Here is a 26688-nt window from a genome sequence, read left to right on the forward strand (position 1 = left end):
GGAAGAAGGCCTGCGTTTCGCCATCCGTGAAGGCGGTCGTACCGTCGGCGCCGGCGTCGTGGCAAAGATCCTCGACTAAGCAAACTTCCTGGAGCAGGCTGGCGGTACAATACCGTCGGCTTGTTCCCATGTTCCAGGGCGCACGCCGCCCATCGCTCTTTTAAGGAAATATCATGCAGAACCAGAAGATCCGTATCCGCCTGAAGGCTTTCGACTATCGCCTGATCGACCAGTCGGCAGCCGAAATCGTGGATACCGCCAAGCGCACCGGCGCGATCGTCAAGGGCCCGGTGCCCCTGCCGACCCGTATCCAGCGCTTCGACATCCTGCGTTCGCCGCACGTCAACAAGACGAGCCGTGATCAGTTCGAGATCCGTACTCACCAGCGCCTGATGGACATCGTCGATCCTACCGACAAGACCGTTGACGCACTGATGAAGCTCGACCTGCCGGCCGGCGTCGACGTCGAAATCAAGGTGTAAGGTATTCGGCACAAGACCGCCCCAAGCGGTTTTGCGCAAACAAAAACGGCGAACTTCGGTTCGCCGTTTTTGTTTTTGTGTTCCCACCTGAATGAATGCGGCCTAAGCGGGCCCGCGTCGGCGCAGTGTTTGCCCCGGCGGTTCGCCAAAACTTTTGCGGTATTCCACGCTGAAGCGCCCCAGATGGCTGAAGCCCCAGCGCAGGGCCGCAGCCGTGACCGAGTCGATCGCCGGGTCGTTCAGCAGGTCATGGCGAACACGCTCCAGTCGCACCGCGCGCAGGTAGGCCATCGGGCTGATGCCGCGGTGCTCCCGAAAGCCAGCATAGAGCCCGCGCAGGCTCACACCGGCGATTTCCGCCAGCAGGGCGGGGGTCAGCGGCGCCTGCGCGTGGGCATGGATGTACTCCTCAACCTGCTTCACGTGGCGCGGCGCCAGCGGTTTGCCCCGTGCCCGCATTGCCTCCGCCAGGCTGTGGGGCTGCACTGTCAACAACGTGCCGATCACCAACTGCTCCAGCTGGCAGGCGGTCAGCGGATGCCGCGCCGCGTCCGGCGCCAGCGCCAGCAGGTCGGCCACGTAGTGCATCAGCTGGTACCAGGCCGCCAGGCGGCGCCAACCCATCCCAAGCTCAAAGCGCAGCGGCGCCTGTGGCCGATGGCCGAGGTGCGCCGCACATACCCGCTCCAGCGCACCGCGCTCCACGCGCACGATCAACTGGTCGCTGTCGTGGCTCCAGCGCATCCGCACGGGGTCGCTCGGCGTGAGCACCGAGGCCATGTCGCGGTCGGAGAGGATCTGCTGCGGGCCGCAATGGATCTGGGCATGGCCCGCCAGCGGCATCTGCACCAGCAGGAAATCATCGAGCGGCCCCGGCTCGATCTGGGCCTCCGCGCCATAGGCCAGCCGGTTGAAGGACACGGCGCCAAGCGGCGCATGATGCATGCGGGCAGCCAGCGTCGTGCCACCGATGGTGAGCTTGTGCGGCTTGAAAACCGTACCCACCGCTGCGCGCGTCTGGGCCTGGTCGGTCGAGGCGAAGACCAGCCGGGTGGGGTCGGATAGCAGGGTGCGTGCCAGCGGCTCGGTGGCCGTGGCCGCGGGGGGCTGAGGCATTGTCTCGCTCCTCGGCGTCATTGGCGCGCCGCTTAGTACATTGGGCCCGGCCAGCCTGCGGGCGGATTCCTTCACACCACTATAGTGGATCGCTTCCCGGCGCCCCTTGCCCATGCCGGCATTTTCCTGCACTAATCGGATAGCCGCTGCAGCCCGCGGCTAGTTTGCTGCGGTGCGGATCGCCCATGATGGAATCCAGCACGGCAGCCCCAACCCCCAAAGACAAAGGAGCGCAGCCCATGGGCCAGACTATCCAGATCCACGCCGCCGACGGCGCATTCAACGCCTACCTTGCCACGCCCCCATCGGGCAAGGGACCCGGCATCGTGTTGTGCCAGGAAATCTTCGGCGTCAATGCCACCATGCGCGCGGTGGCGGACTACTACGCCGAGGAAGGCTACACGGTGCTGGTGCCGGACTTGTTCTGGCGTATCGCCCCCGGCATCGAACTGGGCGATCGCGGTGAGGACTTTCAGCGCGCCCTGGGCTTGTATCAACGCTTCGATGAGGCCCTCGGCGTCAAGGATGTCGGTGCGGCGCTGGATGCGCTGCGGGCCCGTCCTGAATGCGTGGGCCAGACCGGGGTGCTCGGTTTTTGCCTGGGCGGGAAGCTCGCCTATCTGGCTGCTTGCCGCCTGGATGGCGTGGCCTGCGCCGTGGCGTACTACGGCGTCGGCATCGAGCGCGCGCTGGACGAGGCGGTCAATATCCAGGGGCGGCTGGTGCTGCATGTGGCCGAGCATGACGGCTTCTGCCCACCGGAGGCGCAGGCGAAGATCCGCGCAGGCTTGGGCGGCAAGGACGGCATCGAGTTGTACGTTTATCCAGGCGTGGACCACGCGTTCGCGCGCACCGGCGGCGAGCATTTCGACCACCCATCGGCGCTGATGGCACATCAGCGCTCGATAGCCGCGCTGCGCGCAGAGATGGGTCCGCACTACGATTTCTCAGCCCTGTGGGACAAGCACTGCGAATACGAGTTCGCCACCCGCGATGTCGACGCCACGATGGCGACGATGGTGTCGGAACCCTACGTGAACCATATCCCGACCATGACAGGCGGCGTCGGCCACCGGCAGCTCAAACGCTTCTACCAGAACCATTTCGTCAACAGCAATCCGCCCGATACCAGTCTGATTCCGCTGTCGCGCACCGTGGGTGCCAGCCAGATCGTCGACGAGATGCTGTTCTGCTTTACGCATACCTGCGAGGTCGACTGGATGCTGCCTGGCGTGGCGCCCACTGGCAAGCGGGTGGAGATTCCCCTCATCGCCATCGTCAAGTTCCGCGGCGATAAGCTCTACCACGAGCATATCTACTGGGACCAGGCGAGCGTGCTGGTGCAGATCGGCATGCTCGATCCGGCCGGCCTGCCCGTGGCAGGTGTGGAGACCGCGCGCAAGCTGCTCGACGAAACGCTGCCCTCCAACACGCTGATGGCGCGCTGGCAGGAGAGCGAAGGCAAGTAAGAGCCCATAAGGGCAAGTACCACGCATCACAGAAAAGCAAAAGGCCGCACCCGGCACGTGCTGTCGCAAGGCGGCAGCCGGGCAGCGTCCAAGACAACCAGGAGACAGCGTCATGAAAGGACTGCGGGACAAAGTGGCCATCATCAGCGGTGGTGCTACGTTGATCGGCGCGGGCGTGGCCAGTGCCTTCGTCGAGGCCGGCACGCGAGTGGCCATTCTCGACATCGATGCCAGCGGCGGCGAGCGGGCAGCTGCCGCGTTGGGCGAGCGGGCGTTGTTCGTCCACACGGACATCACCGACGATGCCCAGGTGGCCGCGGCGGTTGCCCGGGTGAGCCAGCACTTCGGTGGCGTTGACTACCTGGTCAACCTGGCGTGCACCTATCTGGACGACGGCTTCAAATCAGGACGGCGCGACTGGCTTGCGGCGCTGGACGTCAACGTGGTTTCCGGGGTGATGCTGGCGCAGGCCGTGCACCCGGCCATGCGGGCACGCGGCGGTGGCGCCATCGTCAACTTCACCAGTATTTCCGCCAATGTGGGGCAGACGGGCCGCTGGCTCTATCCGGCCTCCAAGGCTGCCATCCGGCAACTTACCCGCAGCATGGCGATGGATCTCGCGCCCGATGGCATCCGGGTCAACGCCGTTTCTCCCGGCTGGACCTGGTGCCGGCTGATGGACGAGGTCAGCGGTGGCAACCGCGAGCGCACCGATCGCGTGGCGGCGGACTTCCACCTCCTTGGCCGCGTTGGCGAGCCCGACGAAGTGGCGCAGGTCGTGTTGTTCCTCTGTTCCGACCACGCCAGCTTTGTGACCGGCGCGGACTATGCGGTGGACGGCGGCTACTCGGCGATGGGGCCCGAGCAGAACGTGCCCGCCATTCCCAGGCTGGCCGATTGACGCCGGCATCGAGCATCCCCCAAATCCGGGGCTTCGATTTTCATCCTGAATATCCAGTAGGAGATTGCCATGAGCCAACGCATTGCCATCATCGGGGCAGGCCAGTCAGGCCTGCAGATGGCCCTCGGGCTGCAAGCCAAAGGCTATCAGGTCACACTGCTGACCAATCGAACGCCGGACCAGGTCAGGGCGGGCAAGGTCATGTCCAGCCAATGCATGTTCGATCGCGCGTTGCAGGCCGAGCGCGAGCTTGGGCTGAACTGGTGGGACGATAGCTGCCCCCCCGTAGAAGGCATTGGCCTGGCGATTCCGCATCCGGAGCAGGTTGGTGCCAGGCTGATCGACTGGGCCGCCCGGCTCGAGCGGCCGGCGCAGGCCGTGGACCAACGCGTCAAGATGCCAGCCTGGATGGAGGCCTTCGCAGAGCGTGGCGGCGACCTGCGCATCGCCGATGCCGGCATCGATGAGCTCGAGGCGCTGACACTTGAGCACGATCTGGTCCTGCTCGCCGCCGGCAAGGGCGAAATCGTCAGCCGCTTCGAGCGTGACGCCGCGCGCAGTCCCTTTAGCGCGCCGCAACGCGCGCTGGCCTTGACCTATGTGAACGGCATGACGCCGCGCACGCCGTATTCGCGGGTTTGCTTCAACCTGATTCCCGGCATCGGCGAGTACTTTGTGTTCCCCGCGCTGACCTTGAGCGGACCTTGCGAGATCATGGTGTTCGAGGGCATACCGGGCGGACCCATGGACCAATGGGCTGAGGCGCGTACGCCCGAGCAGCACCTTGCCGAAAGCCTGCGCATCCTTCGCACCTGGTTGCCATGGGAAGCGCAACGCTGTGAAAATGTCACGCTGACCGATGAGCAGGGCATCCTCGCCGGCCGGTTCACGCCAACCGTGCGCCACCCGGTCATGACGCTGCCGTCCGGCCGGCTGGTGTTCGGCATGGCGGACGCAGTGGTAGTCAACGACCCCATCACCGGACAGGGCTCGAACAACGCCGCCAAATGCTGCAAGGTGTATCTGGAGGCGATCGTCGCGCGCGGCGATCGTGCCTTCGACGCCGCCTGGATGACGCAGACCTTCGCCAGCTACTGGCATTACGCCGGTGACGTCGTGAACTGGACCAACTCGCTGCTCACGCCGCCGCCGCCGCACATCCTGGCATTGCTGGGCGCGGCCGGGCAGGCGCCGGCGCTGGCCGCACGCATCGCCAACGGCTTCGACAACCCGCCGGACTTCTTCCCCTGGTGGGCTGACCCTACCGCCTGCCAGCAACTGATCGACCGGCATTTGCCGCAGGCAGCCTGAGATGGACGCCGCCTGTGCTGTGCTCGACCCCAAGGCACTGCGTCAAGCTTGTGGCCGGTACGCCACCGGCGTGGCGGTCATCGGGGCCTGCGGTGCTGATGACCGCCCGATCGGCCTGACCATTAACTCTTTTGCCTCGCTGTCGCTGGCGCCGCCGCTGATCCTGTGGAGCCTCGCCTTGCATTCGCCGAACGCGGCGCGTTTCACGCCGGGGAACCCCTTCGGCGTCAGCATCCTGCGGGCGGGGCACGGCGAGCTCGCCCGGCGCTTTGCCAAGCCCGCAGACGACAAGTTTGCCGGAGTCGCCCATCGGCGATGCCAGCGTGGCGTGCCTTATCTCAATGATGCCCTGGCCACCCTGGCGTGCCGGGTGGAGCGCGCCGATGCCGTCGGGGATCACTTGCTGATCGTGGGCCAGGTGGAGGGGTTTGAGATAGGGGAGGGCGAGCCGCTGGTGTTCTTCGGCGGGGAATTTGTGCAGCTGGGGCGATAGGAGCACGCGAAAACGCTACAAAACAACACCGCCCCGTACGCTCCCGCATACTTGTCAATCCACGCTTGCTCTTTCCAAATCTACGCGATATAGTGTAAGGCTACCCGTTTGTCTATGGGTAGTGGGCTGGCCAGTTTGGCCGCGCGCAGTCTTCTTCAGCGCAAGCCCCGCACTGCAAACACTGTTTTCGTGTATTAATCAGCCCCGGCCAATCGCAGCTGGGAATGGAGCAAACCATGAGCCTTGGCCTTGTAGGTCGCAAGGTTGGCATGACCCGTATTTTCACGGACGACGGCGATTCAATTCCCGTTACCGTGGTCGAGGTCGGCGACAACCGCGTGACACAAATCAAGACGGACGAGACCGACGGTTATACCTCGGTTCAAGTCACTTTCGGCGCACGCCGCGCTAGCCGCGTCACCAAGCCCCTGGCAGGTCACCTTGCCAAAGCTGGTGTTGAAGCTGGTGAAATCATCCGCGAATTCCGCATCGATGCCGCTAAGGCTGGCGAACTGCAACCCGGCGGCACGCTGTCGGTTGACCTGTTCGAAGTCGGTCAAAAGATCGACGTCCAGGGCGTGACCATCGGTAAGGGCTACGCCGGTACCATCAAGCGTCACCATTTCGCATCGGGTCGTGCCACCCACGGTAACTCGCGTTCGCACAACGTGCCGGGTTCCATCGGTATGGCGCAGGATCCGGGCCGTGTGTTCCCCGGCAAGCGCATGACTGGCCATCTGGGTGACGTCACCCGCACCGTCCAGAACCTGGAAATCGCCAAGATCGACGCAGAGCGCAAGCTGCTGCTGGTCAAGGGCGCCATTCCCGGCTCCAAGGGCGGCAAGGTTATCGTTACCCCGGCCGTCAAGGCCAAAGCCAAAGCTTAAGGAGCGAATCAATGGAACTCAAGCTCCTCCAGGACAATGGCCAGATCGGCGCAGGCGTTGACGCCTCGCCCGAAGTCTTCGGCCGTGACTACAACGAAGCCCTCGTTCACCAGGTCGTCGTCGCTTACCAGGCTAACGCTCGCAGCGGTAACCGTAAGCAGAAGGACCGTGAAGAGGTCAAGCACACGACCAAGAAGCCTTGGCGCCAGAAGGGTACGGGTCGCGCCCGTGCCGGTATGTCTTCCTCGCCGCTGTGGCGCGGGGGCGGCCGTATCTTCCCGAATTCGCCGGAAGAGAACTTCACGCAGAAGGTCAACAAGAAGATGTTCCGTGCCGGCATGCGCTCGATTTACTCGCAGCTCGCACGTGAAGGTCGTATCAACGTGGTGGACGGTTTCACCGTCGATGCGCCCAAGACCAAGCTCTTGGCCGACAAGTTCAAGGCCATGGGCCTGGACTCGGTGCTGATCATCACCGACAGCCTCGACGAAAACCTCTACCTGGCTTCGCGCAATCTGCCGCACGTGGCGGTTGTCGAGCCGCGCCAGGCTGACCCGCTGTCGCTCGTGCACTACAAGAAGGTGCTGGTGACCAAGGCAGCCGTCGCGCAGATCGAGGAGTTGCTGAAATGACGCAAGTAGCCAAGAACGATCATCGTTTGATGCAGGTGCTGCTCGCGCCGGTGGTTTCCGAAAAGGCAACCCTGGTCGCCGACAAGAACGAACAAGTCGTGTTCGAAGTCGCTCGCGATGCCAACAAGGCAGACGTGAAGGCGGCAGTCGAACTGCTGTTCAAGGTCGAGGTGCAGTCCGTTCAGATCCTGAACCAAAAGGGCAAGCAAAAGCGTTTTGGCCGTTTCATGGGGCGTCGCAACCACGTGAAGAAGGCTTACGTTTCGCTCAAGCCGGGTCAGGAAATCAATTTTGAAGCGGAGGCCAAGTAATCATGGCACTCGTCAAGACCAAGCCGACGTCCCCGGGCCGTCGCTCCATGGTAAAGGTTGTTAACCACAACCTGCACAAGGGCGCGCCCCACGCTCCGCTGCTGGAAAAGCAATTCCAGAAGTCGGGCCGTAACAACAACGGTCACATCACCACCCGCCACAAGGGCGGTGGTCATAAGCACCATTACCGCGTGGTCGACTTCAAGCGCAACGACAAGGACGGCATCGCCGCCAAGGTCGAGCGCCTGGAATACGATCCGAACCGCAGCGCCAATATCGCGCTGGTGCTGTTCGCCGACGGCGAGCGCCGCTACATCATTGCCACCAAGGGCATGGTAGTTGGCCAAGCGTTGATGAACGGCTCGGAAGCTGCGATCAAGTCGGGTAACAACCTGCCGATCCGCAACATTCCGGTTGGTACCACCATCCACTGCGTGGAAATGCTGCCGGGCAAGGGCGCTCAGATCGCTCGCGCCGCTGGCGGCTCCGCTGTGCTGCTGGCTCGTGAAGGCATCTACGCTCAGGTTCGCCTGCGCTCCGGTGAAGTGCGTCGCGTTCACATCGAATGCCGCGCCACCATCGGTGAAGTCGGTAACGAAGAGCATAGCCTGCGCGTCATCGGCAAGGCCGGTGCAAATCGTTGGCGCGGTATCCGCCCGACGGTTCGCGGCGTTGTGATGAACCCGGTGGACCACCCGCACGGTGGTGGTGAAGGCAAGACCGCTGCTGGTCGTGACCCCGTTTCGCCGTGGGGTACCCCGGCTAAGGGTTACCGTACCCGCAGCAACAAGCGCACTGCCAGCATGATCGTGCAGCGCCGCCACAAGCGTTAATCGGTAGGTAGGAGCCTAGACATGACACGTTCCGCAAAAAAGGGTCCGTTCTGTGACGCCCACCTGCTGAAAAAGGTGGAAGCGGCCTCAGCCGGCAAGGACAAGAAGCCCATCAAGACTTGGTCGCGTCGCTCGACCATTCTGCCGGACTTCATCGGCCTGACGATCGCCGTACATAACGGCCGTCAACACGTGCCGGTGTATGTTTCGGAAAACATGGTTGGCCACAAGCTCGGTGAATTTGCGCTCACGCGTACGTTCAAGGGCCACGCGGCTGACAAGAAAGCGAAGAGGTAAGGTGCCATCATGGAAGTGAAAGCGATTCATCGCGGTGCCCGCATCTCCGCCCAGAAAACGCGCCTGGTCGCTGACCAGATCCGCGGTCTGCCGATCGAACGCGCGCTCAACGTCCTGACGTTCAGCCCGAAAAAGGCGGCCGTCATCGTGAAGAAGGTGGTCGAATCGGCCATCGCCAACGCCGAGCACAACGAAGGCGCCGACATCGACGAACTGAAGGTCAAGACCATCTTCGTCGACAAGGCAACCTCGCTCAAGCGTTTCACGGCACGAGCAAAGGGCCGCGGCAACCGCATCGAGAAACAAACTTGTCACATCACTGTGACGCTCGGCAACTAAGGAGTCACGATGGGACAGAAGATTCATCCGACTGGCTTCCGTCTGGCCGTCAGCCGTAACTGGGCTTCGCGTTGGTACGCCAACAACACGAAGTTCGCCGGCATGCTGAAGGAAGACATCGAAGTTCGCGAGTTTCTGAAGAAGAAGCTCAAGAACGCTTCGGTTGGCCGCGTCGTGATCGAGCGCCCCGCCCGTAATGCACGTCTCACCATTTATAGCTCGCGTCCGGGCGTGGTGATCGGCAAGAAGGGTGAGGACATCGAACTGCTCAAGGCCGAGCTGCAACGCCGCATGGGTGTGCCCGTGCACGTGAACATCGAGGAAATCCGCAAGCCGGAAACCGATGCGCAGCTGATCGCCGACTCGATCACCCAGCAGCTCGAGCGCCGTATCATGTTCCGCCGCGCAATGAAGCGCGCGATGCAGAACGCGATGCGCCTCGGTGCCCAGGGCATCAAGATCATGAGCGCCGGTCGTCTGAACGGCATCGAAATCGCTCGTACCGAGTGGTATCGCGAAGGTCGTGTGCCCCTGCACACCCTGCGCGCCGACATCGACTACGGCTTCTCCGAAGCAGAAACCACCTACGGCATCATCGGTGTCAAGGTGTGGGTCTACAAGGGTGATCACCTCGGCCGCAACGATGCGCCGGTGGTGGAAGAGCCGCAAGACGATCGTCGTCGTCGCCCGGGTGGTCGTCCTGATGGTCGTCGCCGTGAAGGCGAAGGCGGCCGTCCGGGTGGCAACCGCCGCGGTGGCGCGGGTGCCGGTGCAGGTCGCCGCGCTCCTGGCGCAGATGCGAAGAGTGGAGAATAACGATGCTGCAACCTAAGCGCAGAAAATACCGCAAGGAGCAGAAAGGCCGCAACACGGGTAAGGCTACCCGTGGCAACGCCGTGTCTTTCGGCGAATTCGGCCTGAAGGCGATGGGCCGTGGTCGTCTGACGGCTCGTCAGATCGAGTCGGCACGTCGTGCGATGACCCGTCACATCAAGCGTGGCGGCCGCATCTGGATCCGGATTTTCCCGGACAAGCCGATCTCGAAGAAGCCCGCCGAAGTCCGTATGGGTAACGGTAAGGGTAATCCGGAATACTACGTGGCAGAAATCCAGCCGGGCAAGATGCTGTACGAAATGGATGGCGTGACGGAAGAGCTGGCTCGTGAGGCGTTCCGCCTCGCCGCCGCCAAGCTGCCGATCGCTACCAATTTCGTGGTGCGCCAGGTCGGGACGTAAGGAGAGCAGGGATGAAAGCATCCGAACTTCGCGGCAAAGATGCCGCAGGGCTGAACCAGGAGCTCTCCGAGCTGCTGAAGGCCCAATTTAGCCTGCGCATGCAAAAGGCCACCCAACAGCTGCAGAACACCAGCCAGCTGAAGAAGGTGCGCAAGGACATCGCGCGGGTGCAAACCGTGCTGAACGAAAAGGCGACCTCGAAATGACTGAAACTGCACAAACGGAATCGTCGCTTCGCCGCACGCTGGTCGGTCGGGTAGTTAGCGACAAGATGGACAAGACCGTCACGGTCTTGATCGAAAACCGCGTCAAGCATCCTCTGTACGGCAAGTACGTGCTGCGTTCCAAGAAGTACCACGCACACGACGAAGCCAACCAGTACAAGGAAGGCGACAAGGTCGAGATCCAGGAAACGCGTCCGCTGTCGCGGACCAAGTCCTGGGTGGTTTCCCGTCTGGTCGAAGCTGCGCGCGTCATCTAAAAAACCACACGGTTTTCGGTTGACTTGCGAGTCCAGGGTTATGTGCTATAATCCTGGACTTCCGCTTTGTTGCATTCGCCTTAGTTGTATCACCCCGGCGAATCGGTGAAGCGAACCTGGCCGAGCGGCTCCTGATTAACCATGTTCAGGCCGCCTGGTAACTACCGACTTCAAAGTTGATCAACCCAAACGGTTGCTGGCGCAAAGCCAGGGGCTGACGGGACCAAGACTGACCGGCGGGCGTTGCCCGGTGGATTAAGTTGGGAAGATAACACCATGATTCAGACAGAAAGCCGGCTCGAAGTAGCCGATAACACTGGTGCGCGCGAAGTTCTGTGCATCAAAGTGCTGGGTGGGTCCAAGCGCCGCTATGCGAGCGTGGGCGACATCATCAAGGTGACCGTTAAGGACGCAGCGCCGCGCGGTCGCGTGAAGAAGGGCGATATTTACAACGCCGTCGTCGTGCGCACCGCCAAGGGCGTGCGTCGCGCTGATGGTTCGCTCGTCAAGTTCGACAGCAATGCCGCTGTCTTGCTGAACACCAAGCTCGAGCCGATCGGCACCCGTATTTTCGGGCCGGTGACTCGTGAACTCCGTACCGAGCGCTTCATGAAGATTGTGTCGCTCGCGCCGGAAGTGCTGTAAGGAGCCGCCATGAACAAGATTCGTAAAGGCGACGAAGTCATCGTCCTGACCGGAAAAGACAAGGGCAAGCGCGGCACCGTGCAAGCCATGCTCGGCGAGAAGGTTGTGGTGGAAGGCGTCAACGTTGCTAAGAAGCACGCACGTCCGAACCCCATGCTGGGCACCACCGGTGGTGTGGTCGACAAGGTCATGCCGCTGCATATTTCTAACGTTGCGCTCGTGGATGCCAATGGCAAGCCGTCGCGCGTCGGTATCAAGGTGGAAGACGGCAAGCGTGTACGCGTGCTGAAGACCACCGGTGCCGTCGTGGCAGCTTGATTCTGGGCACAGATAGGAGTTGAGCATGACTGCACGTCTGCAAGAGTTTTACAAAGAACAAGTAGTACCGAAGCTGATCGAGCAATTCGGCTTCAAGTCGGTCATGGAAGTGCCGCGCATCACCAAGATCACCCTGAACATGGGCCTTGGCGAAGCCATCAATGACAAGAAGGTCATTGAGCTGGCCGTGGGCGACCTGACCAAGATCGCCGGCCAAAAGCCGGTGGTGACCAAGGCCAAGAAGGCAATCGCCGGCTTCAAGATCCGCCAGGGTTATCCCATCGGCGCGATGGTGACGCTGCGCGGCGAACGCATGTTCGAATTCCTGGATCGTCTCGTGACCGTGGCCCTGCCGCGCGTGCGTGACTTCCGTGGTGTTTCGGGCCGCTCGTTCGATGGTCGTGGCAACTACAACATCGGTGTGAAAGAGCAGATCATTTTCCCCGAAATTGAGTACGACAAGATCGACGCACTGCGTGGTCTGAACATCAGCATCACGACGACGGCGAAGAATGACGAGGAAGCCAAGGCACTCCTCGCAGCATTCAAGTTCCCGTTCCGTAATTAAGGGGTAACCGTGGCTAAATTGGCTCTGATTGAACGTGAGAAGAAGCGCGCTAGGCTCGTGGCAAAGTATGCCGACAAGCGTGCGACCCTCAAGGCCATTATCGACGACCAAGAGAAGTCGGAAGAAGAGCGTTATAGCGCGCGTCTCGAGCTGCAGCAGCTCCCGCGCAACGCGAACCCGACTCGCCAGCGTAACCGCTGCGCGATCACCGGTCGTCCCCGCGGTACCTTCCGCAAGTTTGGCCTGGCGCGTAATAAGATCCGTGAAATCGCCTTCCGTGGCGAAATCCCGGGTCTGACGAAAGCCAGCTGGTAATTACGCACAGGCTACAGGAGAAACAGTATGAGCATGAGCGATCCTATCGCCGATATGCTGACGCGCATCCGCAACGCCCAAGGCGTGCAGAAAGTGTCGGTTGTCATGCCGTCGTCGAAGCTGAAAGTGGCAATCGCCAAGGTCCTTAAGGACGAAGGCTACATCGACGACTACGCCGTGAAAGAAGAAGGCGGCAAGGCACAACTGAGCATCGGTCTGAAGTACTACGCTGGCCGTCCGGTCATCGAGCGCATTGAACGCGTCTCGAAGCCTGGTCTGCGTGTGTACAAGGGCCGCAGCGACATCCCCCAAGTGATGAACGGCCTCGGCGTCGCAATCATCTCGACCCCCCAGGGTCTGATGACCGATCGCAAGGCACGTGCCACTGGCGTGGGCGGCGAAGTTCTTTGCTACGTCGCGTAAGGAGTAGACCATGTCCCGTGTAGGTAAGGCTCCCATCGCGCTGCCCAAAGGCGCAGAAGTCAATGTGGCGGCTGGCGTGCTCTCCGTTAAGGGCCCGCTCGGCACGCTGACGCAGCCGATTCACAGCCTGGTCAAGGTCAATGTCGAAAACGACACGCTGACCTTCGCTCCGGTTGATGAATCGCGCGAAGCAAACGCACTGCAGGGCACCATGCGCGCCCTGGTGGCCAATATGGTCAAGGGTGTAACCGCCGGTTTCGAGCGCAAGCTTAACCTGGTCGGCGTGGGCTATCGTGCCCAGCTGCAAGGTACTGCGCTGAAGCTCCAGCTTGGTTTCTCGCACGACGTGATCCATGCGATGCCGGAAGGCGTGACCGCGGCAACGCCCACGCAGACCGAGATCATCATCAAGGGTGCGGACAAGCAGAAAGTCGGTCAGGTGGCTGCGGAAGTCCGCGCGTACCGTCCGCCTGAGCCCTATAAGGGCAAGGGCGTTCGCTACTCGGACGAGCGCGTCATCCTGAAGGAAACCAAGAAGAAGTAAGGGGTGCAATCATGAACAAGAAAGACGCTCGTTTGCGCCGTGCACGTCAGACCCGCGCCAAAATCGCGGAGTTGAAGATCAACCGTCTGACCGTGTTCCGTACGAATTCGCATATTTACGCCCAGGTCTACTCGCCGTGCGGCACGCAAGTGCTGGCATCGGCTTCGACCGCCGAGGCAGAAGTGCGCAAGGAACTGACCGGCAGCGGTGCTACCGCAGCCGCCGCGACCCTGATTGGCAAGCGCATCGCCGAAAAGGCGAAGGCAGCTGGCGTGGAAACCGTTGCGTTCGATCGCGGCGGCTTCCGCTTCCATGGTCGCGTGAAGGCACTGGCTGACGCAGCACGCGAAGCCGGCCTTAAGTTCTAAGCGCACATAGAGAGATACGTCATGGCAAAAATGCAAGCAAAAGTCCAGCAGGACGAACGCGACGACGGCCTCCGCGAGAAGATGATCTCGGTCAACCGTGTCACCAAGGTGGTGAAGGGTGGCCGGATTCTCGGTTTCGCTGCGCTGACCGTGGTTGGTGACGGCGATGGCCGCATCGGCATGGGCAAGGGCAAGGCTAAGGAAGTGCCGGTTGCAGTTCAGAAGGCAATGGACGAAGCCCGTCGCAAGATGGTCAAGGTCTCGCTGAAGAACGGCACGCTGCAACACGAAGTCGTTGGCAAGCACGGCGCCGCCAAGGTGCTGATGATGCCGGCCAAGGAAGGTACCGGCGTGATCGCTGGTGGCCCGATGCGCGCGATTTTCGAGGTGATGGGCGTGACCAACGTCGTGACCAAGTCGCACGGCTCGACCAATCCGTACAACATGGTTCGCGCCACGCTGGACGGTCTTCAAAAGATGAGCACGCCGGGCGAGATCGCCGCAAAGCGTGGCAAGTCTGTTGAAGACATCCTCGGTTAAGGAGTCGGACGAAATGTCGCAACAAACCGTAAAAGTGCAACTCGTGCGCAGCCTGATCGGCACGCGTGAGGATCATCGCGCCACCGTCCGTGGCCTGGGCCTGCGCCGTATCAATTCGGTGTCGGAGCTGCAGGACACGCCCGCCGTGCGCGGCATGATCAACAAGGTCTCGTACCTGGTCAAGGTTCTGGCCTGAGTCCCGGGACACGGAGAGCAAGATGCAACTCAACAACCTGAAACCGGCTGACGGTTCGAAGCACGCCAAGCGTCGCGTCGGCCGCGGTATCGGCTCCGGCCTGGGCAAGACTGCCGGCCGTGGTCACAAGGGTCAGAAGTCGCGTTCGGGCGGCTTCCACAAGGTCGGCTTCGAAGGCGGTCAAATGCCGCTGTATCGTCGCCTGCCGAAGCGTGGCTTCACGTCGCTGACGAAGGCCTTCAACGCCGAAGTGACCCTGCGTGATATCGAGCGCCTGGAAGCCACCGAGGTGGACCTGCTGGTTCTGAAGCAAGCTGGCCTGGTGGCTGAGCTGGCCAAGAGCGCCAAGGTCATCAAGGCTGGTGAGCTGACCCGCAAGGTTACGATCAAGGGTCTGGGCGCCACCGCTGGTGCCAAGGCTGCGATCGAAGCCGCCGGCGGTCAGATCGCGGCGTAATTTAGCAGCAGATTTCGCAGCATAGGCGAGTCACAGTCGGAGCATCGTTTGGCCACGGCGAAACCCAATGCAAGCACGCAAGCCAAGAACACGGCGAAGTACGGCGACCTAAAGCGCCGGCTGATGTTCCTGGTGCTGGCCTTGATCGTGTACCGCATCGGAGCGCATATTCCGGTGCCGGGAATCGATCCGGAACAGCTTGCGAAGCTTTTCCAGAGTCAGTCAGGTGGCATCCTCGGGATGTTCAACCTGTTCTCGGGCGGTGCGCTGTCGCGCTTTACCGTCTTCGCGCTCGGCATCATGCCGTACATCTCGGCGTCGATCATCATGCAATTGCTGACGATCGTGCTGCCGCAGCTGGAGTCGTTGAAGAAGGAAGGGCAGGCGGGTCAACGCAAGATCACGCAGTACACGCGCTACGGCACGGTGGTTCTGGCCACTTTCCAGGCGCTGTCGATTGCGGTCGCGCTGGAATCTCAGCCTGGTCTGGTGATCGATCCGGGCCTGATGTTCCGGGCTACGGCAGTGATCACGCTGGTGACCGGTACGATGTTCCTGATGTGGCTGGGTGAGCAGATCACCGAGCGGGGTCTGGGCAACGGTATCTCGATCATCATCTTCGGCGGTATCGCAGCGGGCTTGCCCAACGCGATCGGCGGGCTCTTCGAACTGGTTCGCACTGGTTCCATGAGCATCATTGCTTCGATCCTGATCGTGGCAATCATCGCCGGTGTTACCTTCGCCGTGGTGTTTGTCGAGCGTGGCCAGCGCAAGATCCTGGTGAACTATGCCAAGCGTCAGGTCGGCAACAAGGTGTATGGCGGTCAATCGTCGCACCTGCCGCTGAAGCTGAACATGGCAGGGGTGATTCCGCCGATCTTCGCATCGTCGATCATCTTGTTCCCGGCGACCATCGCGGGCTGGTTCACGTCTGACTCGACGAGCGCTGCCGGCCGGTTCATCAAGGACCTGGCTGCGACGCTTTCGCCGGGACAGCCGGTCTACATCCTGCTGTACGCTGCTGCAATTATATTTTTCTGCTTCTTCTATACGGCTCTTGTGTACAACAGCCGGGAAGTCGCGGACAACCTGAAGAAAAGCGGTGCCTTCATTCCGGGCATTCGTCCGGGCGAGCAGACGACGCGCTACATCGACAAGATTCTTGTCCGTCTGACGCTGGCTGGTGCGATCTACATCACACTGGTCTGCCTGTTGCCGGAATTCCTGGTACTGCGCTGGAACGTTCCGTTCTATTTTGGCGGAACCTCGTTGCTGATCATCGTGGTCGTCACGATGGACTTCATGGCCCAGGTCCAGTCCTATGTCATGTCGCAGCAATATGAGTCCCTGCTGAAGAAAGCGAATTTCAAGGGTAATCTGACCTTGCGCTGAAGCCGGGTCGGTACAGGCTAGGTATGGCAAAAGACGACGTCATCCAGATGCAGGGGGAGGTCCTTGAAAACCTCCCCAACGCGACGTTCCGCGTCAAACTGGAAAACGGCCATGTGGTGCTGGGCCATATCTCCGGCAAGATGCGAATGAACTACATCCGGATTCTTCCGGGTGATCGGGTGACGGTTGAACTGACCCCATATGATCTGTCACGCGCGCGCATCGTCTTTCGGACGAAGTGAAGCGAACAGGAATTGAAGGAAGAGGAAAATCATGAAAGTGCTGGCTTCTGTTAAGCGCATTTGCCGCAACTGCAAAGTTATCAAGCGCAACGGTGTCGTGCGCGTGATCTGCTCGTCGGATCCCCGCCACAAGCAACGCCAAGGCTAATCGGAAAGAGGATTGACGAATGGCACGTATCGCAGGGGTTAACATCCCGAACCATAAGCATACCGAGATTGGCCTGACGGCTATTTACGGTATCGGCCGCTCGCGCGCCCGCAAGATTTGCGTGGCCACCGGCGTTCCCTTTGACAAGAAGGTCAAGGACCTGACCGACGGCGACCTGGAAAAGCTTCGTGACGAAGTAGCCAAGGCCACGGTTGAGGGTGACCTGCGTCGTGAAACCACGATGAACATCAAGCGTCTCATGGACCTTGGTTGCTATCGTGGCGTCCGTCACCGCAGGGGTCTCCCGATGCGCGGTCAGCGCACCCGCACCAACGCCCGTACCCGCAAGGGTCCGCGTAAGGCCGGCGTGGCTCTGAAGAAGTAAAGCCGAAGGCAGAGGAAGAAACTAATGGCAAAAGGTCCGAATAACGCCGCCCAGCGCGCGCGTAAGAAGGTCAAGAAGAACGTTGCCGACGGCATTGCGCACGTCCACGCTTCGTTCAACAACACCATCATCACGATCACCGACCGTCAGGGCAATGCCCTGGCATGGGCAACCTCGGGTGGCCAGGGCTTCAAGGGTTCGCGTAAGTCGACGCCCTTCGCAGCTCAGGTTGCTGCAGAGAACGCCGGCCGCGTGGCGCAAGACCAGGGTATCAAGAACCTGGACGTGCGCATCAAGGGCCCCGGCCCTGGCCGTGAATCGGCTGTGCGCGCGTTGAACGCGCTCGGCATCAAGATCTCGATTATCGAAGATGTGACGCCAGTGCCGCACAACGGCTGCCGTCCGCCCAAGCGTCGTCGGATCTAAGCGCCGGTGTGATACCCGGGCTGCGGGTGAGGTCTTCCTCGCCCTCTGCCCGGTGTGGTAGCATCGCACGTTGACCTGCTGCATATGCTTTGTGGCAGGTTTTCGTTTTGCGTTTTTGTGTCTGGTGATTGGCCTGCTGGTCTGTCGCCTGGTGCAAATAGTCAGTCATATGCTTTTGCGCGTGTCCTTTAGGGGAATGCGCTGGATAAGCCCACCGTCTGCCACTCACGCGTCCCTCAAACGGGCGGAGAAGGCGGACTCGCGGCGCGTCAAACAAGGCGCCGCGATCGATCAGGAAGGAAGATAAAGTGGCACGTTATATCGGCCCGAAGGCCAAACTCTCCCGCCGTGAAGGTACCGACCTGTTCCTGAAGAGCGCACGCCGCTCGCTTGCAGACAAGTGCAAGCTGGACAGCAAGCCGGGCCAGCATGGCCGCACCTCGGGTGCACGCACCTCCGACTACGGCAACCAACTGCGCGAAAAGCAGAAGGTCAAGCGTATCTATGGCGTGCTCGAGCGCCAGTTCCGCCGCTACTTCGCTGAAGCCGACCGCCGCAAGGGCAACACCGGCGAGAAGCTGCTGCAACTGCTGGAATCGCGCCTGGACAACGTCGTGTACCGCATGGGCTTTGGCTCGACCCGCGCTGAAGCGCGCCAGCTGGTGTCGCACAAGGCGATCCTGCTGAACGGTCAAGCCCTGAACGTGCCGTCGGCACAAGTCAAGGCTGGTGACATCATCACCATCCGCGAGCAGTCGAAGAAGCAAGTCCGTATCGCCGAAGCGCTGTCGCTGGCTGAGCAATCGGGTTTCCCGGCATGGGTTGCCGTGGACGCGAAGAAGTTCGAAGGCACATTCAAGCAAGTGCCGGATCGCGCCGATATCTCGGGTGACATCAACGAAAGCCTGATCGTCGAGTTGTATTCGCGTTAATCACTCGAATTCTGACCGACACCATCGAACGGCCAGGGGCTTGCGTTTCCCGCCAAGCTTCACATTCAGCCCGACGCGCTGCCGCGCGTCGGGCTTATTGCCCATCGTGCGATGGGATTTTCAGGTTCCAAACGTCAGCCTTATCGGTGTAACGAGCCGAGGGTATTGAAAAGGACAACCTAATGCAAACAGCACTACTCAAGCCTAAAATTATTGCCGTGGAGCCGCTCGGCGACCATCACGCGAAGGTCGTGATGGAGCCGTTCGAGCGTGGCTATGGCCATACGCTCGGTAACGCCCTGCGTCGCGTGCTGCTGTCGTCGATGGTCGGTTATGCCCCGACCGAAGTCACGATCGCTGGGGTGGTCCATGAGTACTCCACCATCGATGGCGTGCAGGAAGACGTAGTCAACCTGCTGCTGAATCTGAAGGGTGTGGTCTTCAAGCTGCACAACCGCGACGAAGTCACGGTCTCGCTGCGCAAGGAAGGCGAAGGCGTTGTGACGGCTGCCGATATCGAGCTGCCCCACGATGTCGAGATCATCAACCCCGGCCACGTGATCGCTCACCTGTCGGCCGGCGGCAAGCTCGATATGCAGATCAAGGTCGAACAAGGCCGTGGTTATGTGCCGGGCAACGTGCGCAAGTTCGGCGACGAAGCGGGCAAGGTCATTGGCCGCATCGTGCTGGACGCTTCGTTCTCGCCGGTGCGCCGCGTTTCGTACGCAGTCGAATCGGCTCGTGTGGAACAGCGTACCGACCTCGACAAGCTGGTGATGAACATCGAAACCGACGGCGTGATTTCGCCCGAAGAAGCGATTCGTCAATCGGCGCGCATCCTGGTCGACCAGTTGTCGGTGTTCGCCGCGCTGGAAGGCACCGAGTCGTCGGCGGAAGCCGCTTCGAGCCGCACGCCGCAGATCGATCCGATCCTGCTGCGCCCGGTCGATGACCTGGAGCTGACCGTGCGTTCGGCCAACTGCCTGAAGGCCGAAAACATCTACTACATCGGCGACCTGATCCAGCGCACCGAGAATGAGCTGCTCAAGACCCCGAACCTGGGTCGCAAGTCGCTCAACGAAATCAAGGAAGTGCTGGCTTCGCGCGGTCTGACCCTCGGCATGAAGCTCGAGAACTGGCCGCCCGCAGGGCTGGAGAAGTAATAGCCAGGCGCGGTGGCGGGCTTGCCCAGCCGCCGCGCCAGGTCATCGCGGCGACCGGCATGTGCCGGCTGCCTTAATAGACTACCGGCCCGCGCCGAACCGGAGATTGCTCCGGCCAAGCGATAGAAGAGCTGGTCAAACATTGCAATAAAGGAATCATCATGCGTCACCGTCATGGTTTGCGGAAACTGAACCGCACCTCGTCGCACCGCCTCGCGATGCTGCGCAACATGTCCAACTCGCTGTTCCAGCACGAGCTGATCAAGACCACCCTGCCCAAGGCCAAGGAACTGCGCAAGGTTGTCGAGCCCCTGATCACGCTGGCCAAGAAGGACACCGTTGCCAACCGCCGCCTGGCTTTCGCCCGTCTGCGCGACCGCGACATGGTCACCAAGCTGTTCAACGAACTCGGCCCGCGTTACAACGCGCGTCCGGGTGGCTACACCCGTATCCTGAAGTTCGGTTTCCGCCAGGGCGACAATGCGCCGATGGCGCTGGTCGAGCTGGTTGACCGCCCGGAAATCACCGAAGCGCCGGCTGAAGAAGCAGGCGAATAAGGTTGATTCCGTCCCGGCCCGCTTGCGACCGTTGGTCGCGGCGAGCCGCGCGGACACCGCTTACAATCGAGCCAGGCTACATGCCTGGCTCTTTTGTTTTCCGGGGCTGGCGCGCCAGGGTCTGGCCGCCGGGCCGGCTGTGGCCTGGGAGGACGATCTGATGAGCGAAGCAATCTTGGTGATGACATCGCTGCCGGACGCCGAGTCCGCGGGGCGTGTTGCAAGGGCCGTGCTGGAGTCGAGGTTGGCGGCATGCGTGAACCGGCTGGCGCCGTGCGAGTCCGAGTACTGGTGGCAAGGTGAGATCGAAAGCGCACGCGAGTGGCCGCTGATGATCAAAACCACCCAGGAGCGTTATGCCGCGCTGGAGGCAGCGATTCGGCTCGCGCACCCCTACGAGGTGCCTGAGATCGTGGCAATGCCGCTGGTCGCGGGATTCGCGCCTTATCTGGCCTGGGTGGCGCACGAAACCCGAACGGCCACAGACGAAGGCGACAGTGCGTAAGGATGGCGGTCGCTGCGCCGACTCACACTGATGCTGGCAATAAAGCACTGCGGCCGGTGACCGGCGCTATGATGCGAGCGCAATGCGGATACGACGAATGACATTTCAAAGGCAGGGCATGAGTTTCGGTGTGAGCGCGAACGCCTCGGGTGGTTCGGGGGCTGGGCAAGCCGTGCGGCATAGTGCCGCAGTGCGGCTGCTGATCATGCTGCTGGCCTCACTCTGGCTGTGCCTCGCCGGCGTGGCGCATGCCGCCGATGACGACTTCTTGCCGCCGGAACAGGCCTTCCGGTTTGCTGCCCATCAGGTCGATGCGAAGACGATCGAGGTTCGCTTCGACGTAGCGGATGGCTATTACCTCTACCGCGATCGCTTTGCCTTTGCGGCGCAGCCTGCATCCGTCAAGCTCGGTGCGCCGGTGTTCCCGCCCGGCAAGGTCAAGTTCGACGAGACATTTGGCAAAGAGATGGAAACCTATCACGGCGGGCTGACCATCCGCGTGCCGGTGGAGTCTGCACCGGCCGACGGCAAATGGTCGCTGGTGGTGACTTCCCAGGGCTGTGCCGACAAAGGCCTGTGCTATCCGCCGCAGGAAAGTGTGTTCAAGGTCGGCGGTGGTGTGCTTGACGGATTGTTCGGCAAACGGGCACCGGCGGATTCCAGCAGCATCGGCAACAACCCGGCCGCCGCAAGCGGCGACGCGGCCGGCCCCTCCCCCGCCCTGCTGGCCCCGACGGCCGACGAGAACGACCGCATCGCCGGCGCCCTGGCCAGCCGCAACCTCGGCGTGATCGCAGCGCTGTTCTTCGGCCTGGGCCTGCTGCTGACCTTCACGCCGTGCGTGTTGCCGATGGTGCCCATCCTGTCGTCGATCGTGGTGGGCGAGCACGTTACGCGCAAGCGTGCCTTGCTGGTATCGCTGTCCTATGTGCTCGGCATGGCAGTGGTCTACACGGGGATCGGCGTGGCGGCGGGCCTGCTGGGTGAGGGCCTCTCCGCGGCGCTGCAGGCGCCGTGGGTGCTGGCTGCCTTTGCGCTGCTGATGGTGGCGCTGTCGCTGTCCATGTTCGGTCTCTATGAGCTGCAGCTGCCGCAGCACTGGCAGACCCGGCTGACGGCATCGTCCAACCGCCGCCAGGGCGGGCAGCTTGCCGGTGCCGCAGCCATGGGCGCGATCTCCGCGCTGATCGTCGGGCCGTGCGTGACGGCGCCACTGGCTGGCGCGCTGGCCTATATCGCGCGCACTGGCGATGCTGTGGTCGGCGGCGGTGCGTTGTTTGCCATGGCGCTCGGCATGGGCGTGCCGCTGGTGCTGGTGGGCGTGGGAGCGGGCAACCTGCTGCCGCGCGCCGGACGCTGGATGGAGACGACCAAGCGCTTCTTCGGCTTCCTGCTGCTGGGTGTGGCGCTCTGGATGGTGAGCCCGGTGCTGCCCGCGTGGGCGCTGATGGCGGGCTGGGCTGCGCTGCTGCTGGTTGGTGCGGTCTTCCTGAGCGCCTTCGATTCACTCGGCCCAGATGCGCATGGCCTGGCCAGGGTAGGCAAGGGCCTGGGCCTGCTGGCGGCGCTGGCAGGCGCCATCCTCCTGGTCGGGCTGGCCTCCGGCGGCCGGGACCCCCTGCAGCCGCTGGCGCACCTGAGCGCCGCGCGCTCGGCGCCGGAAGCGGCGGCCGGCGGCGCGTCCGACGTACGGTTCGAGCGCGTCCGCTCAGTTGCGGAGCTCGATGCACGCGTGGCGCAGGCCGCTGCCGCCGGCAAGCCGGTGCTGCTCGATTTCTATGCGGACTGGTGCGTGAGCTGCAAGGAGATGGAACGCTTCACATTTACCGATGAGCGCGTGCGGGCGCGGCTGTCCGAGGTTGTGATGCTGCAGGCGGATGTCACCCGGAACAACGCCGATGACCGCGCGCTGCTCAAGCGCTTCGGCCTGTTCGGCCCCCCGGGCATCATCCTGTACGGCGCCGACGGGCGCGAGCGGCCGGTCCGCGCGATCGGCTACCAGCCGGCCACACGGTTTCTCGACACGTTGTCGCGCGCGCTCGATACCAAGGCTAGTACCTGAAACATACCTGAAATACCCGAGGCGCCAGCTTCGGCTGGCGTCGGCTAGCTTTGCTCCAGCCGGCGCCCTAGCGCCCATACCGCGGCCAGCACCACCACCACCGCCCCCATCAGCCCCAGCGACCACCAGAAGCCCTGGGGCTCGCGCAGCCACGGCATGCGGTCGAAGTTCATGCCGAAGATGCCGGTGATCAGCGTGAGCGGCATGAACAGCGCGGTGATCAGCGTCAGCGTGCGCATGGTGCGATTGGTGCGGTGCGCCACCGAAGAGAAGTGAATCTGCACCGCGGACTCGATCGAGTCCTCCAGCCGCCGCGCATGGGCGAGCACGCGCGAGACGTGCTCCATCACGTCGTTGATCCGCACCAGCAGCGCATCGTCGCGGCGCGCCGTGCTTGGCGTACCTGGAGTGCCTGTGGCGGGCCCTTCACTCGCGATGCTATAGCTGTTGTCGAGCAGGCTGTCGCGGAACTCTTGCAGCGCGTCGTGCTGCTCCTCGCACAGGTGCTCCAGCCGCCGCAGCTCGATGCGGGCATCGAGCAAGCCTTCCCAGCTGGAAAAGCTGCGCCGCGCGTTAAGCAGCGCGCGCTGCCACCTGTCGAGCTGGCGCGTCAGCGGCGCACGCAGGTCCAGGTAGCGGTCGACCATGGCGTTGAGCAGCCGCAGCATCAGGTCTTCCGGGCGCGTTGGCGGGCGGATGCCATGCACCAGCGCGGCGTGGCCGTTGGCCCGTGTCTTTGACGCCGCTTGCGGCCGCGGCGCCTGGCACAGTTCAAGCAGGCGCTGGCGCACCTGGTCCAGCGTGCGCGATTGCGCGGGCCGTACCGTCAGCAGCACGTTGTCAAAGACGAAGAACGTGACCGGCTGGGTATCGATCTTGGCTAGCGCGGGCAGGAAGCCCGGCGGGTAGCGGCGCGGCTTGGCTGAGGTACTGGGTCTTGCCGCGGATTGCGGGCCGGCTGTCGCGCAGGCCGTGGCCGAAGCCACGGGCTGGCCCGGCATCGTCGGCATGTCCATCGCGGCGGTGGCCGAGGCCGCCGCCGTTGCCGTCGTGCTCGTACTCGTTCCGGATGCCGCCGCCCCCTCTGCGCCAGCCTCGGCGATCAGCCGGCTGGTCTCGAAGGTAAGCTTGCGGAAGATCACCATGTCGTAGGCATGCGTCGTATCGAAATACGACGGATGCGACGGGTTGGTGGCATCGATGAGATGCAGGTCCAGCACCGGGGCGCCCGTCAGCGCCTGGACGCTGTCGCGCCAGGCCGTCGGCGCGGCGCTGATTTCCTCGATCGGCGTGTCGACCCAGACGAAACGGGCCGCTGCATTGCCGGCGAGGAAGTCGCGCGCCGCGTCGAGCGAGGCGAGCGGATGGACCTGGCTGGCGGAAAAGCCTAGCAGCTGCATCCGGGCCGGTTCAGCGCGTGAGCAGGCGAGCGGCGTCGCGTGCGAAATAGGTCAGGATGCCATCGGCGCCGGCGCGCCGGAAGGCCAGCAGCGATTCCATCATGACCTTGTCGTGATCCAGCCAGCCATTCTGGGCTGCGGCCTTGAGCATCGCGTACTCGCCGCTGACCTGGTAGACGTAGGTGGGGAAACGGAACTCGTCCTTCACGCGCCGCAGGATGTCGAGGTAAGGCATGCCGGGCTTGACCATCACCATGTCAGCGCCTTCCATGATGTCCTGCGCCACTTCGCGCAGGGCTTCGTCGGAGTTGGCCGGGTCCATCTGGTAGGTCATCTTGTTGCCCTTGCCCAGGTTGGCCGCCGAGCCCACCGCATCGCGGAACGGGCCGTAGAAGGCCGAGGCGAACTTGGCCGAGTACGCCATGATCCGGGTATGGATATACCCGCCGTCTTCCAGCGCCGCGCGCACGGCGCCGATGCGCCCATCCATCATGTCCGAGGGCGCCACGATATCCACGCCGGCCGCAGCCTGCGTCAGCGCCTGCTTGACCAGGATCTCCACGGTGACGTCGTTGATCACGTAGCCGTCGTCATCCAGCACGCCGTCCTGGCCGTGGCTGGTGTACGGATCCAGCGCCACGTCGGTCAGCACGCCCAGTTCCGGGAATCGGTCCTTGAGCGCGCGCACGGCGCGCGGGATCAGGCCTTCGGCGTTGGTCGCCTCGATGCCGTCGGGCGTTTTCAAGACCGGATCGATCACCGGGAACAGCGCGATGACCGGGATGCCGAGTTTCACGCAGTCTTCCGCCACCGGCAGCAACAGGTCAATCGACAGACGCTCCACGCCGGGCATGGACGCCACGCTCTCACGCTGGTTTTGGCCGTCGACGATGAATACCGGATAGATCAGGTTATCTGGCGACAAGCGGTTCTCGCGCATCAGCCTGCGTGAGAAATCATCACGGCGCATGCGGCGCGGACGGTACTCGGGAAAAGTGGACATGGCTTGAGAGGAGTCGGAAAAGAAGTGCGGGAGTCTGCCGGGCGGCTGGCGCGATGTGGCTGGCGAGTGCCTGACCAGGCCGCTTGCGAAAGAAAAACTAAACTTTTGATCTCGCCCGCTATCATACTCGCGGACACTCTGCGTTGCGCTTGCGTGATGCAGCGTCCCCCGCTACTCCTCCCTGAGCGGGTACCCGCCCTTAACCGGTGGGAAAGTTCGCCCCCGTTGCTTGCAACGGGGTTTTTTTTGCCCGCTCGTGTACCGGTGCAATTGCCGGTTCGGCAGGGGGCAGCGCAGGAGTGGGTACGCGCGGGGGGGCGGAGGATCAGTTCGCGGGCGCTTCGGGGGGGATATCGCCAGCATCCGGTTCGGCTTGCGGCGCTGCCGCGGCCTTGCTGTCCGTGGCCACCGGGGGCAGGGCCTCGGGCAGGGACAGCCAGCCCGCCACCACGCGCTGGGCTTCCTCGATGCCGCGGCGCTTCAGGCTGGAGAACAGCTGCGCGGTCAGGGGGACGGGCGTGTCGAGCTGTTCCGCGTAGCCGGCCAGCACCTTGCGGGTTTCGCGCAGGGCCAGGGCGTTCTCGCTGTTGGTCAGCTTGTCAGCCTTGGTCAGCAACACGTGAATGGGCCGGCCCGTGGGCAGGAACCACTCGACCATCTGGCAATCCAGGTCGGTAAAGGGGCGGCGCGCGTCCATCATCAGCACCAGGCCGGACAGTTGCGAGCGGGTCTGCACGTAGTCGCTTAGCAACGCTTGCCAATGGAACTTGGCCGACCCCGAGACCTGCGCATAGCCGTAGCCGGGCAAGTCGACGAGGAAGGCGAGCGGGTCCGGCGCCTTGACCGGGGCCACGCCGAAGAAGTTGATGTGCTGGGTGCGGCCTGGCGTGCGCGACGAAAAAGCCAGCCGCTTCTGGTTGCACAAGATGTTGATGGCGGTGGATTTGCCGGCGTTGGAGCGGCCGGCGAACGCCACTTCCGGCACAGCCGTGGCAGGCAGGTCGCGCAGATGATTGACGGTAACGAAAAAGCGGGCCTGATGTAGGAGGGACATGCGCTTGGGCGATGGGGCGGGTGGGGGCGGGCTGCCGCCTGGATTCAGGCGGGTTCGCCGGCGTCACCGCGCCGATGTGAGTGAGGTGGGCGGCACATGCGGCCGCCTGGATGGCCGGGGCTGGCGTCTGGCCGCGTCGCGGCGCGCACATCCTCTATCCGGCACACGATTTATTGTACAATAACGCGGTTAACGGCCTCTCGATTAGGTGACGCGCGGCATCCTTGGTCGCGCATTTATCTGGCAGGGAAGTCTTGC

Annotated in this window: 40 protein-coding genes; 36 read left to right on the forward strand and 4 right to left on the reverse strand. The window is 62.7% G+C overall.

The window, feature by feature from the left end; genetic code table 11:
- A partial coding sequence (locus AC07XB_RS24285) for an EF-Tu C-terminal domain-related protein (protein ID WP_156545601.1) occupies positions 1-79 on the forward strand: 79 nt, incomplete at its 5' end.
- A gap of 94 nt (positions 80-173) precedes the next feature.
- Positions 174-482 carry a 30S ribosomal protein S10 gene (gene rpsJ, locus AC07XB_RS24290; RefSeq protein ID WP_006160488.1) on the forward strand — a complete coding sequence of 103 codons (309 nt, stop codon included), beginning with the start codon at positions 174-176 and terminating at the stop codon, positions 480-482.
- Positions 483-584: 102 nt separating this feature from the next.
- On the opposite strand, the gene AC07XB_RS24295 is transcribed toward rpsJ, so the two are convergent.
- A complete protein-coding gene (locus AC07XB_RS24295) occupies positions 585-1598 on the reverse strand; it encodes an AraC family transcriptional regulator (protein ID WP_492376024.1) in 1014 nt (337 codons plus the stop codon).
- A gap of 239 nt (positions 1599-1837) precedes the next feature.
- Here AC07XB_RS24295 and AC07XB_RS24300 point away from each other — a divergent pair, with 239 nt between their 5' ends.
- The 34 genes from AC07XB_RS24300 (at position 1838) to dsbD (ending at position 22973) form a co-directional block, all read left to right on the forward strand.
- Positions 1838-3067, forward strand: a complete 1230-nt coding sequence (locus tag AC07XB_RS24300; protein ID WP_492376023.1) for a dienelactone hydrolase family protein — start codon at positions 1838-1840, stop codon at positions 3065-3067.
- 112 nt (positions 3068-3179) lie between these two features.
- A complete protein-coding gene (locus tag AC07XB_RS24305) occupies positions 3180-3968 on the forward strand; it encodes an SDR family oxidoreductase (protein WP_458762293.1) in 789 nt (262 codons plus the stop codon).
- Positions 3969-4037: 69 nt separating this feature from the next.
- Positions 4038-5279, forward strand: coding sequence for a styrene monooxygenase/indole monooxygenase family protein (locus tag AC07XB_RS24310; RefSeq protein ID WP_492376022.1), 1242 nt, complete (start codon positions 4038-4040; stop codon positions 5277-5279).
- 1 nt (position 5280) lies between these two features.
- Positions 5281-5772: a flavin reductase family protein gene (locus AC07XB_RS24315; RefSeq protein WP_492376021.1), complete on the forward strand. Its 492-nt coding sequence runs from the start codon at positions 5281-5283 to the stop codon at positions 5770-5772.
- 236 nt (positions 5773-6008) lie between these two features.
- Positions 6009-6659, forward strand: coding sequence for a 50S ribosomal protein L3 (gene rplC / locus AC07XB_RS24320; protein ID WP_035870770.1), 651 nt, complete (start codon positions 6009-6011; stop codon positions 6657-6659).
- An 11-nt stretch (positions 6660-6670) separates the two neighbouring features.
- A complete protein-coding gene (rplD, locus tag AC07XB_RS24325) occupies positions 6671-7291 on the forward strand; it encodes a 50S ribosomal protein L4 (RefSeq protein WP_006160474.1) in 621 nt (206 codons plus the stop codon).
- Positions 7288-7602, forward strand: a complete 315-nt coding sequence (rplW, locus tag AC07XB_RS24330; protein WP_006160473.1) for a 50S ribosomal protein L23 — start codon at positions 7288-7290, stop codon at positions 7600-7602. Before rplD ends, rplW begins: the two co-directional genes overlap by 4 nt.
- A gap of 2 nt (positions 7603-7604) precedes the next feature.
- A complete protein-coding gene (rplB, locus tag AC07XB_RS24335; protein WP_043350353.1) occupies positions 7605-8435 on the forward strand; it encodes a 50S ribosomal protein L2 in 831 nt (276 codons plus the stop codon).
- A 21-nt stretch (positions 8436-8456) separates the two neighbouring features.
- On the forward strand, positions 8457-8732 hold the full coding sequence (rpsS, locus tag AC07XB_RS24340) for a 30S ribosomal protein S19 (RefSeq protein ID WP_006160471.1): 276 nt from the start codon (positions 8457-8459) through the stop codon (positions 8730-8732).
- A 9-nt stretch (positions 8733-8741) separates the two neighbouring features.
- Positions 8742-9071 (forward strand): 50S ribosomal protein L22, encoded by a 330-nt coding sequence (gene rplV, locus AC07XB_RS24345; protein ID WP_006160469.1) that lies wholly within the window; start codon positions 8742-8744, stop codon positions 9069-9071.
- 9 nt (positions 9072-9080) lie between these two features.
- A complete protein-coding gene (gene rpsC / locus AC07XB_RS24350; RefSeq protein WP_006160467.1) occupies positions 9081-9887 on the forward strand; it encodes a 30S ribosomal protein S3 in 807 nt (268 codons plus the stop codon).
- 2 nt (positions 9888-9889) lie between these two features.
- Positions 9890-10306, forward strand: coding sequence for a 50S ribosomal protein L16 (gene rplP, locus AC07XB_RS24355; RefSeq protein WP_006160465.1), 417 nt, complete (start codon positions 9890-9892; stop codon positions 10304-10306).
- Positions 10307-10317: 11 nt separating this feature from the next.
- Positions 10318-10512, forward strand: coding sequence for a 50S ribosomal protein L29 (rpmC, locus tag AC07XB_RS24360; protein ID WP_006160464.1), 195 nt, complete (start codon positions 10318-10320; stop codon positions 10510-10512).
- The gene (rpsQ, locus tag AC07XB_RS24365; protein WP_006160462.1) at positions 10509-10787 is read left to right on the forward strand and encodes a 30S ribosomal protein S17; all 279 of its coding nucleotides are present in this window, start codon (positions 10509-10511) and stop codon (positions 10785-10787) included. Before rpmC ends, rpsQ begins: the two co-directional genes overlap by 4 nt.
- A 276-nt stretch (positions 10788-11063) precedes the next feature.
- Positions 11064-11432 carry a 50S ribosomal protein L14 gene (rplN, locus tag AC07XB_RS24370; protein ID WP_017225233.1) on the forward strand — a complete coding sequence of 123 codons (369 nt, stop codon included), beginning with the start codon at positions 11064-11066 and terminating at the stop codon, positions 11430-11432.
- Positions 11433-11441: 9 nt separating this feature from the next.
- Positions 11442-11750, forward strand: a complete 309-nt coding sequence (gene rplX / locus AC07XB_RS24375) for a 50S ribosomal protein L24 (RefSeq protein ID WP_043350346.1) — start codon at positions 11442-11444, stop codon at positions 11748-11750.
- A gap of 25 nt (positions 11751-11775) precedes the next feature.
- Positions 11776-12318, forward strand: a complete 543-nt coding sequence (gene rplE / locus AC07XB_RS24380) for a 50S ribosomal protein L5 (protein WP_006160458.1) — start codon at positions 11776-11778, stop codon at positions 12316-12318.
- Between the two features lie 9 nt (positions 12319-12327).
- On the forward strand, positions 12328-12633 hold the full coding sequence (rpsN, locus tag AC07XB_RS24385) for a 30S ribosomal protein S14 (protein WP_006160456.1): 306 nt from the start codon (positions 12328-12330) through the stop codon (positions 12631-12633).
- A 27-nt stretch (positions 12634-12660) separates the two neighbouring features.
- Positions 12661-13056: a 30S ribosomal protein S8 gene (gene rpsH, locus AC07XB_RS24390; protein ID WP_006160454.1), complete on the forward strand. Its 396-nt coding sequence runs from the start codon at positions 12661-12663 to the stop codon at positions 13054-13056.
- Positions 13057-13066: 10 nt separating this feature from the next.
- Positions 13067-13600: a 50S ribosomal protein L6 gene (gene rplF / locus AC07XB_RS24395; protein WP_043350342.1), complete on the forward strand. Its 534-nt coding sequence runs from the start codon at positions 13067-13069 to the stop codon at positions 13598-13600.
- An 11-nt stretch (positions 13601-13611) separates the two neighbouring features.
- Positions 13612-13968: a 50S ribosomal protein L18 gene (rplR, locus tag AC07XB_RS24400; RefSeq protein WP_043350338.1), complete on the forward strand. Its 357-nt coding sequence runs from the start codon at positions 13612-13614 to the stop codon at positions 13966-13968.
- A 21-nt stretch (positions 13969-13989) separates the two neighbouring features.
- A complete protein-coding gene (gene rpsE / locus AC07XB_RS24405) occupies positions 13990-14508 on the forward strand; it encodes a 30S ribosomal protein S5 (RefSeq protein ID WP_006160449.1) in 519 nt (172 codons plus the stop codon).
- Between the two features lie 13 nt (positions 14509-14521).
- Positions 14522-14704 carry a 50S ribosomal protein L30 gene (rpmD, locus tag AC07XB_RS24410; protein WP_006160440.1) on the forward strand — a complete coding sequence of 61 codons (183 nt, stop codon included), beginning with the start codon at positions 14522-14524 and terminating at the stop codon, positions 14702-14704.
- Between the two features lie 22 nt (positions 14705-14726).
- Complete coding sequence (gene rplO, locus AC07XB_RS24415; RefSeq protein ID WP_006160439.1) at positions 14727-15161, forward strand: 50S ribosomal protein L15; 435 nt, start codon at positions 14727-14729, stop codon at positions 15159-15161.
- Between the two features lie 48 nt (positions 15162-15209).
- The gene (gene secY, locus AC07XB_RS24420) at positions 15210-16553 is read left to right on the forward strand and encodes a preprotein translocase subunit SecY (protein WP_006160437.1); all 1344 of its coding nucleotides are present in this window, start codon (positions 15210-15212) and stop codon (positions 16551-16553) included.
- A gap of 23 nt (positions 16554-16576) precedes the next feature.
- Positions 16577-16795, forward strand: a complete 219-nt coding sequence (gene infA, locus AC07XB_RS24425; RefSeq protein ID WP_006160436.1) for a translation initiation factor IF-1 — start codon at positions 16577-16579, stop codon at positions 16793-16795.
- A 31-nt stretch (positions 16796-16826) separates the two neighbouring features.
- Positions 16827-16943 carry a 50S ribosomal protein L36 gene (gene rpmJ, locus AC07XB_RS24430; RefSeq protein WP_006160433.1) on the forward strand — a complete coding sequence of 39 codons (117 nt, stop codon included), beginning with the start codon at positions 16827-16829 and terminating at the stop codon, positions 16941-16943.
- 19 nt (positions 16944-16962) lie between these two features.
- Positions 16963-17328 (forward strand): 30S ribosomal protein S13, encoded by a 366-nt coding sequence (gene rpsM, locus AC07XB_RS24435; RefSeq protein ID WP_006160431.1) that lies wholly within the window; start codon positions 16963-16965, stop codon positions 17326-17328.
- A gap of 24 nt (positions 17329-17352) precedes the next feature.
- Positions 17353-17754, forward strand: a complete 402-nt coding sequence (gene rpsK, locus AC07XB_RS24440) for a 30S ribosomal protein S11 (RefSeq protein ID WP_006160430.1) — start codon at positions 17353-17355, stop codon at positions 17752-17754.
- A gap of 308 nt (positions 17755-18062) precedes the next feature.
- Positions 18063-18686 (forward strand): 30S ribosomal protein S4, encoded by a 624-nt coding sequence (gene rpsD / locus AC07XB_RS24445; RefSeq protein WP_492376020.1) that lies wholly within the window; start codon positions 18063-18065, stop codon positions 18684-18686.
- A 182-nt stretch (positions 18687-18868) separates the two neighbouring features.
- Positions 18869-19849, forward strand: coding sequence for a DNA-directed RNA polymerase subunit alpha (locus AC07XB_RS24450; RefSeq protein WP_006160428.1), 981 nt, complete (start codon positions 18869-18871; stop codon positions 19847-19849).
- 161 nt (positions 19850-20010) lie between these two features.
- On the forward strand, positions 20011-20406 hold the full coding sequence (rplQ, locus tag AC07XB_RS24455; protein ID WP_006160427.1) for a 50S ribosomal protein L17: 396 nt from the start codon (positions 20011-20013) through the stop codon (positions 20404-20406).
- A 160-nt stretch (positions 20407-20566) separates the two neighbouring features.
- On the forward strand, positions 20567-20911 hold the full coding sequence (cutA, locus tag AC07XB_RS24460) for a divalent-cation tolerance protein CutA (RefSeq protein ID WP_441637904.1): 345 nt from the start codon (positions 20567-20569) through the stop codon (positions 20909-20911).
- A gap of 118 nt (positions 20912-21029) precedes the next feature.
- Positions 21030-22973, forward strand: a complete 1944-nt coding sequence (gene dsbD, locus AC07XB_RS24465) for a protein-disulfide reductase DsbD (RefSeq protein WP_492830527.1) — start codon at positions 21030-21032, stop codon at positions 22971-22973.
- Positions 22974-23017: 44 nt separating this feature from the next.
- Here dsbD and AC07XB_RS24470 read toward each other — a convergent pair whose 3' ends face one another.
- From AC07XB_RS24470 to yihA, 3 genes are all read right to left on the reverse strand, one after another.
- Complete coding sequence (locus AC07XB_RS24470; protein ID WP_492376019.1) at positions 23018-24373, reverse strand: magnesium transporter CorA family protein; 1356 nt, start codon at positions 24371-24373, stop codon at positions 23018-23020.
- A 10-nt stretch (positions 24374-24383) separates the two neighbouring features.
- Entirely contained in the window at positions 24384-25376 is a 993-nt protein-coding gene (gene hemB / locus AC07XB_RS24475; protein WP_492376018.1) for a porphobilinogen synthase, read from the reverse strand.
- 325 nt (positions 25377-25701) lie between these two features.
- Entirely contained in the window at positions 25702-26430 is a 729-nt protein-coding gene (gene yihA, locus AC07XB_RS24480) for a ribosome biogenesis GTP-binding protein YihA/YsxC (protein ID WP_492387272.1), read from the reverse strand.
- Positions 26431-26688: the final 258 nt, after the last annotated feature.

The organism is Cupriavidus sp. GW821-FHT02F09, from assembly GCF_059421605.1.